This is a genomic window from Dietzia sp. DQ11-44 (genome assembly GCF_014145205.1).
In the GTDB taxonomy this organism is placed as follows: Bacteria; Actinomycetota; Actinomycetes; order Mycobacteriales; family Mycobacteriaceae; genus Dietzia; species Dietzia natronolimnaea.
On record NZ_JAALEC010000286.1, the window covers coordinates 1 to 6676 of the forward strand.

The 6676-nt window shown below is 69.0% G+C and carries 8 protein-coding genes and 1 pseudogene; 2 read left to right on the plus strand and 7 right to left on the minus strand.

All coding sequences use genetic code 11. The annotated features are described in order from the left end of the window. A partial coding sequence (locus G6018_RS07930; protein ID WP_182639329.1) for a DUF2332 family protein occupies nt 1–693 on the plus strand: 693 nt, incomplete at its 5' end. 67 nt (nt 694–760) lie between these two features. On the opposite strand, the gene G6018_RS07935 is transcribed toward G6018_RS07930, so the two are convergent. The 4 genes from G6018_RS07935 to ectA all read right to left on the minus strand — a co-directional run bounded on the left by G6018_RS07935 (nt 761) and on the right by ectA (nt 4074). After that, nucleotides 761–1588 (minus strand): PIG-L family deacetylase, encoded by an 828-nt coding sequence (locus G6018_RS07935; protein WP_182639330.1) that lies wholly within the window; start codon nt 1586–1588, stop codon nt 761–763. A gap of 147 nt (nt 1589–1735) precedes the next feature. Continuing rightward, nucleotides 1736–2158, minus strand: coding sequence for an ectoine synthase (locus G6018_RS07940; RefSeq protein ID WP_179523620.1), 423 nt, complete (start codon nt 2156–2158; stop codon nt 1736–1738). A gap of 40 nt (nt 2159–2198) precedes the next feature. Continuing rightward, a complete protein-coding gene (gene ectB / locus G6018_RS07945; RefSeq protein WP_179523621.1) occupies nt 2199–3494 on the minus strand; it encodes a diaminobutyrate--2-oxoglutarate transaminase in 1296 nt (431 codons plus the stop codon). 67 nt (nt 3495–3561) lie between these two features. Next, nucleotides 3562–4074, minus strand: coding sequence for a diaminobutyrate acetyltransferase (gene ectA / locus G6018_RS07950; RefSeq protein WP_179523622.1), 513 nt, complete (start codon nt 4072–4074; stop codon nt 3562–3564). Between the two features lie 179 nt (nt 4075–4253). Here ectA and G6018_RS07955 point away from each other — a divergent pair, with 179 nt between their 5' ends. Next, nucleotides 4254–4679, plus strand: a complete 426-nt coding sequence (locus G6018_RS07955; RefSeq protein WP_179523623.1) for a pyridoxamine 5'-phosphate oxidase family protein — start codon at nt 4254–4256, stop codon at nt 4677–4679. 23 nt (nt 4680–4702) lie between these two features. Here G6018_RS07955 and G6018_RS07960 read toward each other — a convergent pair whose 3' ends face one another. The 3 genes and pseudogenes from G6018_RS07960 to G6018_RS07970 all read right to left on the minus strand — a co-directional run. Further along, nucleotides 4703–5158 (minus strand): low molecular weight phosphatase family protein, encoded by a 456-nt coding sequence (locus tag G6018_RS07960; RefSeq protein WP_182610111.1) that lies wholly within the window; start codon nt 5156–5158, stop codon nt 4703–4705. Next, on the minus strand, nt 5155–6249 hold the full coding sequence (arsB, locus tag G6018_RS07965; RefSeq protein ID WP_241731091.1) for an ACR3 family arsenite efflux transporter: 1095 nt from the start codon (nt 6247–6249) through the stop codon (nt 5155–5157). The genes G6018_RS07960 and arsB overlap by 4 nt, the downstream gene beginning before the upstream one ends. Before the next feature lie 139 nt (nt 6250–6388). Continuing rightward, nucleotides 6389–6676 (minus strand): annotated as a pseudogene (locus tag G6018_RS07970) (HNH endonuclease); the annotation flags it as partial.

The window sequence follows — 6676 nt, forward strand, 5'->3', positions numbered from 1 at the left end:
CCGGGCCCGCTCTCGCTCGTGGAGATGGGAGCCTCCGCCGGCCTGTGCCTCTACCCGGACCGGTACGCCTACCGGTACGCGCTCGACGGCGGCTCCACCCACGAGCTGCGACCGGCGGGATCGGATACGGCCGCCCCGGCCGCCGGCACACCGGTCCTCGACTGCGCCCTGCGCGACGGCGTCCCCCGCCCGCGGTCCCTGCCCGACGTCGTCCACCGTGGCGGGGTCGACCTGGCCCCTATCGACCCCGCCCACGCGGACTCGCGTGCCTGGCTGCGCAGCCTGATCTGGCCCGGACAGCAGTCCGAGCGCGTGCCCCGCCTGGACGCCGCGCTCGACATCGCCGCCGCCGACCCGCCTCGGATCATCACGGGGGACCTGGTGGAGAAGCTGGAGGACTCCGTGGCCGCGTGCCCCGCGGGGTCCACGCCGGTGGTGTTCCACACCGCGGTGCTCGGGTACCTCGAGCCCCAGGCCCGCGCCGAGTTCGTCCGCCGGGTCACCGATCTCTGCCGGGACGCGGGCGCGGTGTGGATCTCCGTGGAGGGGGTGACCCTCCTGCCCGACGTCGCCGAGCAGGTCCCGGAACCGATCCGGCGCCACAAGGGCATCTTCGTCGTCGCCGTCAACGGGCGACCCCTGGCCACGGCGCACGGCCACGGCGACTGGGTCCGCGCGCTCGACATGCCCTGAAGGCCGGATCGGGGCGGGGCTGGTCGGATCGGGGCGGGTCGGATCGGGACTGGTCGGATCGGCCGATTCAGTCGAACGGCCACCCGCGGCGCATCGACTGGTCGGACCCCGGCTCGATGAGGTACTCGGTCCCGAACGTCGCCGCGTAGACGTTCTCCGGCAGGGCCAGCATCATGCCGATGTCGCTGGTCTGGCTGGCGTGGCACTCCATGGCGCGACGCTTGAGCTCCACGACGTCCGCGGGCAGGTCGATCGCCCACGCGATCTCCGACTGCGGGACCCCGACCGGCAGCCCGTCGTCCCCGGTGAGGATCATCCGGCGCAGTTCCTCCACGTCCATGCCGCCGGACGCGAACGCCGCCAGGAACTCCGCCGCCTCGGGGCTGTCGAGCATCTCAAGCTGGGCGTCCTGATTGGTCGTGGCCTCCAACAACCGCGGGCGACGGGCCGCCGACTCCACCGCGCGGCGGGCGATGCGGTGGACGGCCAGGTGATCCGGGTGCCCGTAGTTCCCGTGGTGGTCGTACCCCACCAGGACGTCGGCATCCTCTCTGTCGAGGATCCGGGCGAGTCGCCCGGCCGCCTCGTCGGTGTCGGCGCCGTGCAGGCTCAGCGGATCGTCGTTCTGGGCCCAACCGGTCATCCCCGAGTCCCGGTACCCCAGCCAGTCGATCCGGGCGACACCCAGTACCGCTGCCGCGGCCCGGGCCTCACCGCGCCGGTGGTCGACCAGGTCGCCGTCGGGCCCGAGGTGGTCGGGTCGCTGGCCGTGGTCGCCGTCGGTGGCGAAGACCGTGACGACGCGGTGACCACCGCGCGAGGCGAGGGCCATCATCCCGGCGGTCTGCGAGGTCTCGTCGTCGGGGTGGGCGTGGAGGAACACGATCGTGGACACCCGACCAGTGTGCCCTCCCGCCCGGCCGGGTGTGCGACCGGAACGGACCGAAACCGACGCGCGACCCCCCACGCACGACTCCCCGGTCGACACCGCTCCGGGTGGAGCGGGTCCGGCCGGGGAGGGCGCGGGTGGTGCGTGTGGGGCCTACTTCTCGCGCACGACCGATCCGTCGTCCTGCAGGCGCAGGAGCGGGTAGATGCCGTTCTCGTCGTGGTTCTCGTCGCCGACGACCGGGGGGTTGAAGACGCAGAGCATCTGCATCTCCTCCTCCACGATGACCTGATGCTTCTCGTGACCGTCGAGCAGGTACATCGAACCCGCCTCGAGCGGGTACTCCTTGTCGTTCGTGAGGTCCCGCAACGTGCCCTTGCCCCGGGTCAACCAGACGGCCTCGATGTGGTTGGCGTAGTGGAAGTCGTTGGTCGTTCCGGCGGCGATGGTGGTCTCGTGGAACGAGAACCCCACCCGGTCGTCGGCCAGGACGATGCGCTTGGACTCCCAGTTGCCGTTGTTGCCCTTGATGTGGCGGTCGGTGTCGGTGATCTCTGCGGTGGTGCGAACGATCATGTGGTGCCTCCTCGGGGAAGGTGTGGTGGTCCGGGCGGGCTCAGAGGTACTGCTGGGCGAGGACGTGGTCGACGGCCTCGTAGCAGATCTCGATTCCGCGGTCGCGCTCCTCGTCGGTCAGGATGAGCGGGGCGAGGAACTTGACGACCTCGTCGCTCGGGCCGGCGGTCTCGACCAGCATCTTGTTGTCGAAGCAGCGGGCCATGACCTCTGCGGCCAGCTCCGGCTTCTCCAGGAAGGCGATACCGAAGGCCATGCCGCGGCCGCGGAGCTCGAGCTTGCCCTCGTACTTGTAGACCAGCGGGGAGAAGCGCTCGCGGAGGATCCGGCCGTTCTCGAGCGTGCGGTTCTGCAGCTTGTCGTCCGACCAGTACTTCCGCAGCGCCACCTCGGCGGTGACGAACGCCATGTTGTTGCCGCGGAACGTCCCGTTGTGCTCGCCCGGGGTCCACTCGTCGAGCTCGCGGTTGAACAGGGTGATCGCCAGCGGCAGGCCGTAGCCGCCGATCGACTTGGACAGGGTGACGATGTCCGGCTTGATGCCGGCGAACTCGAACGAGAAGAACTCGCCGGTGCGGCCGCAGCCCATCTGGACGTCGTCGACGATGAGCAGGATCTCGTGTCGCTTGCACAGCTCGTCGAGGGCCTTCAGCCACTCGGCGCGTGCCGCGTTGATACCGCCCTCGCCCTGGACGCACTCGACGATCACGGCCGCCGGGCGGTTCATGCCCGAACCGGAGTCGACCAGCACGCGCTCCATCCACTGGAAGTCCTCGGTCACGCCGCCGAAGTAGTTGTCGTACGGCATCGGCGTGGCGTGGACCAACGGGATCCCGGCACCGGCGCGCTTCATGGAGTTACCCGTGACGGACAGCGACCCGAGGGTCATGCCGTGGAACGAGTTGGTGAAGTTGATGATGGCCTCGCGGCCGGTGACCTTGCGGGCCAGCTTGAGCGCCGACTCGACGGCGTTCGTCCCGGTCGGCCCGGGGAACATCACCTTGTAGTCCAACCCCCGTGGCTCGAGGATCGTCGAGGTGAAGGTCTCGAGGAAGGCGCGCTTGGCGACGGTGTACTTGTCGAGCGAGTGGGTGACGCCGTCGCGCTGGATGTACTCGAGCAGCGCGCTCTTCATGTCGTCGTCGTTGTGGCCGTAGTTCAGCGCGCCGGCGCCACCGAAGAAGTCCAGGTAGTCGTCCCCGTCGACGGTCGTGAGCTTCGCACCCTTCGCGGTGTCGAACACCACCGGCCAGTTGCGGGAATAGCTGCGGACCTCGGATTCGCGGTCGGAGAAGATCGAGGTGTCCAGATTGGCGTCGTGCGTGGCTTCGGTCATGGTGGTGATCACTCCATCAACAATGGTGTCGGGCGGCGGCGGCGGACGGATGCGTCCGGGCGCCCTGTTAGGAAATCGTGTAGAGATCTTCGGGTTCGTGCCCGTCGCCGAGCAGTTCGGCGCCGAGGTAGTCCTCGCTGGACAACGTCATGCCCCGATCGCGCGCGACGGCGCCGAAAGTGCGCTGGGACGCCTCGTTGTCCGGGCTGATGGTGGTGCGCAGGCGGACCACGCCGCGCTCGGCGAGCCGGTCCATGAGGTTGTGGAGCAACCGTGCGGCCAGACCCTTACCGCGCTGGTCCGCGTCGACGCCCACCTGCCAGACGAAGATCGTGTCCGGCTCCGAGGGGCGCAGGAATCCGGTGACGAAGCCGACCACGCGGCCCTCGACCTCGACGACCACCGAACTCTCGGAGAATTCCGCTCCCCACAACACGTAGGCATAGGAGGAGTTCAGGTCGAGTACTCCGCTGTCGCGGGCGATCTCCCACATGCGATTTCCATCTGCCGCCGTGGGCGGGCGGAAAACCGCGTCGGACGAATCAGGGTTACGGGGTGCTTCTCGTTCTCCTGGGTTCATAGGTACTCACCACCGTAATGACGTGGACCGGTTGCCGCATCTACCTTCGCCGGATCGTTACCCGATTGCCGGGCGAGTCCGCAGGTGACCGCCGTGCAGTGACGTCTGTCACCCGGTGCGGCCCCGTCCGTGGTCGCGATGGTCTTCCTTACCGGGCCGGAGCCTGGGAGAATATTTTCATGGACCACAACCCGATCACCGAATTCGACGAGGGCCGCTCACTCGAGTTGCTGGCGACCGAGTCGCTCGGCCGTCTGATCACCGTCTCGGGCGGGCGGGCCGACATCTTCCCCGTCAACTACGCGCTGTCGACGGAGGGCAGGATCTTCTTCCGCACGGCGGAGGGCAGCAAGCTCGCCGGCCTCACCGTTCACCCCGACGTGGTCTTCCAGGTCGACCACATCCAGGACGAGGAGGCGTGGTCGGTGGTCGTCCGGGGCGAAGCGCGACGGCTCGACAGCTTCGCTGAGATCAACCGCGCCGAGGAACTCGACCTCAAGCCGTGGATCCCCACGCTCAAGTACAACTTCGTGGAGATCACACCGGAGCAGATCTCGGGCCGCGGCTTCACCTTCGGCGAGGAGCCGGAACGCTACACCGGTTAACCGTGAGGTCCGGGGGGGGGCGGTCAGTCGGCGTGACCTGTCCCCTGTTCGGACAGCTCGGCCCACAGCCGTCTCACGCGGGCGTCGATGTCGTCGCGGATCAGTGCCATCCGCTCCGCACCCTCGATTCCCCGCTCGCTCGGTTCATCGGTCTCCCAGACGTCGATGGCCGAGCGCATCCCGTCGACGGGCTCGAGCCGTGCGGCCGTCCCGAGTACGACGACGCGGTCCGCGCGGCGCATGATGTCGTGATCCACCGCCGCCGCGGTGCCGCCCGACATGTCGGCGCCGAGCTCGGCGAGCGCGACCACGGCCTCTGCGTTGGGGGACTGCCCCAGCGCGGGTCGCGTACCGGCCGAGTGGACCTCCACCGCGTCCCCCGCCGCGTGACGCAGCAGCGCCTCCGCCATCTGGGACTTGCCACGATTGGACTTGCACACGAACAGGACCGTGGGGCGCGCCGGAGCGTGGTGCGTCATCGAGCACCATGCTCAGGCGAGCGGCCGGAGGCCGACATGTCCTGGTGGATCGCGTTCGGGACCGTCGGGTCACCCTTGAACAGACGCTTGCCCGCCCACAGGCTCACGTACACGAGCGCGATGAGCACGGGCACCTCGATGAGCGGCCCGACCACCCCTGCCAACGCCTGGCCGGACGCCACTCCCCAGGTGCCGATGCTCACGGCGATCGCGAGTTCGAAGTTGTTGCCCGCGGCGGTGAAGGCGACCGCGGTGGACTTGGCGTAGTTCAGGCCTGAAGCACGGGCGGCGAGCAGGCTCCCGCCGAACATGAGGATGAAGTAGGCCAGCAGGGGCAGCGCGATCCGCGCCACGTCGAGAGGCCGTCCGATGATGGTGTCGCCCTGGAACGCGAAGAGCACGACGATGGTGAACAGCAGGCCGTACAGCGCCCACGGACCGATCTTGGGCAGGAAGGACTCCTCGTACCACTGCCGCCCCTTGGCCTTCTCGCCGAAGTGCCGGGTGAGGAACCCGGCCAGCAGCGGGATACCGAGGAACACGAGGACACTCAGCGCGATCGCCCATACCGAGAACCCGGCGGTGGTGGTCTCCAGCCCCAGCCAGCCCGGGAGGACCTGGAGGTAGAACCATCCCAGGCCCGCGAACGCGATCACCTGGAACACCGAGTTGATCGCGACGAGCACCGCCGCAGCCTCCCGGTCGCCGCATGCGAGGTCGTTCCAGATGAACACCATCGCGATGCAGCGGGCCAGGCCGACCACGATCAGGCCGGTACGGTACTCGGGGAGGTCCGGCAGCATCAGCCAGGCCAGCGTGAACATCAGCGCGGGACCGACCAGCCAGTTCAGTGCGAGGGACAGCAGGAGAAGCCTGCGGTCCCCGGTGACGCGACGCGTCTCGTCGTAGCGGACCTTGGCCAGGACGGGGTACATCATCACCAGCAGACCGACCGCGATGGGGACCGAGACTCCTCCGACCTCGACCGCCTCCAGCGCCTCGGCGATACCGGGCACCAGACGCCCGAGCAGGAGCCCGAGAGCCATGGCCGCGAGGATCCACACGGCCAGGTAACGGTCGAGGAAGGACATCCGCGCGGCGACCGGGGCGTCGGGATCGGCGGGGGAAGGGGGGCCGGCGGTCGCCGATACCTGGGTGCTCATGCGCCCAACCCTAGGCAATCCATCGATGTCGGTCAATGTATGACGCACGCCACCGGGTTGTGCGAGCTCAGAACGGTGGCGGGTGGAGGATCTCGTCGAGGAGCTGGTGAACCTGCTCCTCGGCACGGCCGACCACCGGTTTGTTGCGATCCCACCAGCGACCGATGGGAGGCCTGGTGCCATCAGGATTCGCGCGATCGGGGCCGGAGCGGTCGGCCCGGGCGCGTTCTGCGCGGTGGCGGGCGGCACGGCGGGCCCAGTAGGTGGGCTCGGACAGCAGGTCGCCGTCCGCGGTGTCCGGCTCGGGGTTGCGGGCCTGCTGGACGTCCCAGGCGTCCTGTTCGGCTCGGGCCTG

Coding starts and splice junctions, on each gene's coding strand:
- ectB (WP_179523621.1), bottom strand. CDS start 3,494: ATGACCGAAGCCACGCACGACGCCAATCTGGACACCTCGATCTTCTCC.
- G6018_RS07955 (WP_179523623.1), top strand. CDS start 4,254: ATGGACCACAACCCGATCACCGAATTCGACGAGGGCCGCTCACTCGAG.
- G6018_RS07940 (WP_179523620.1), bottom strand. CDS start 2,158: ATGATCGTTCGCACCACCGCAGAGATCACCGACACCGACCGCCACATC.
- ectA (WP_179523622.1), bottom strand. CDS start 4,074: ATGAACCCAGGAGAACGAGAAGCACCCCGTAACCCTGATTCGTCCGAC.
- G6018_RS07960 (WP_182610111.1), bottom strand. CDS start 5,158: ATGACGCACCACGCTCCGGCGCGCCCCACGGTCCTGTTCGTGTGCAAG.
- arsB (WP_241731091.1), bottom strand. CDS start 6,249: ATGTCCTTCCTCGACCGTTACCTGGCCGTGTGGATCCTCGCGGCCATG.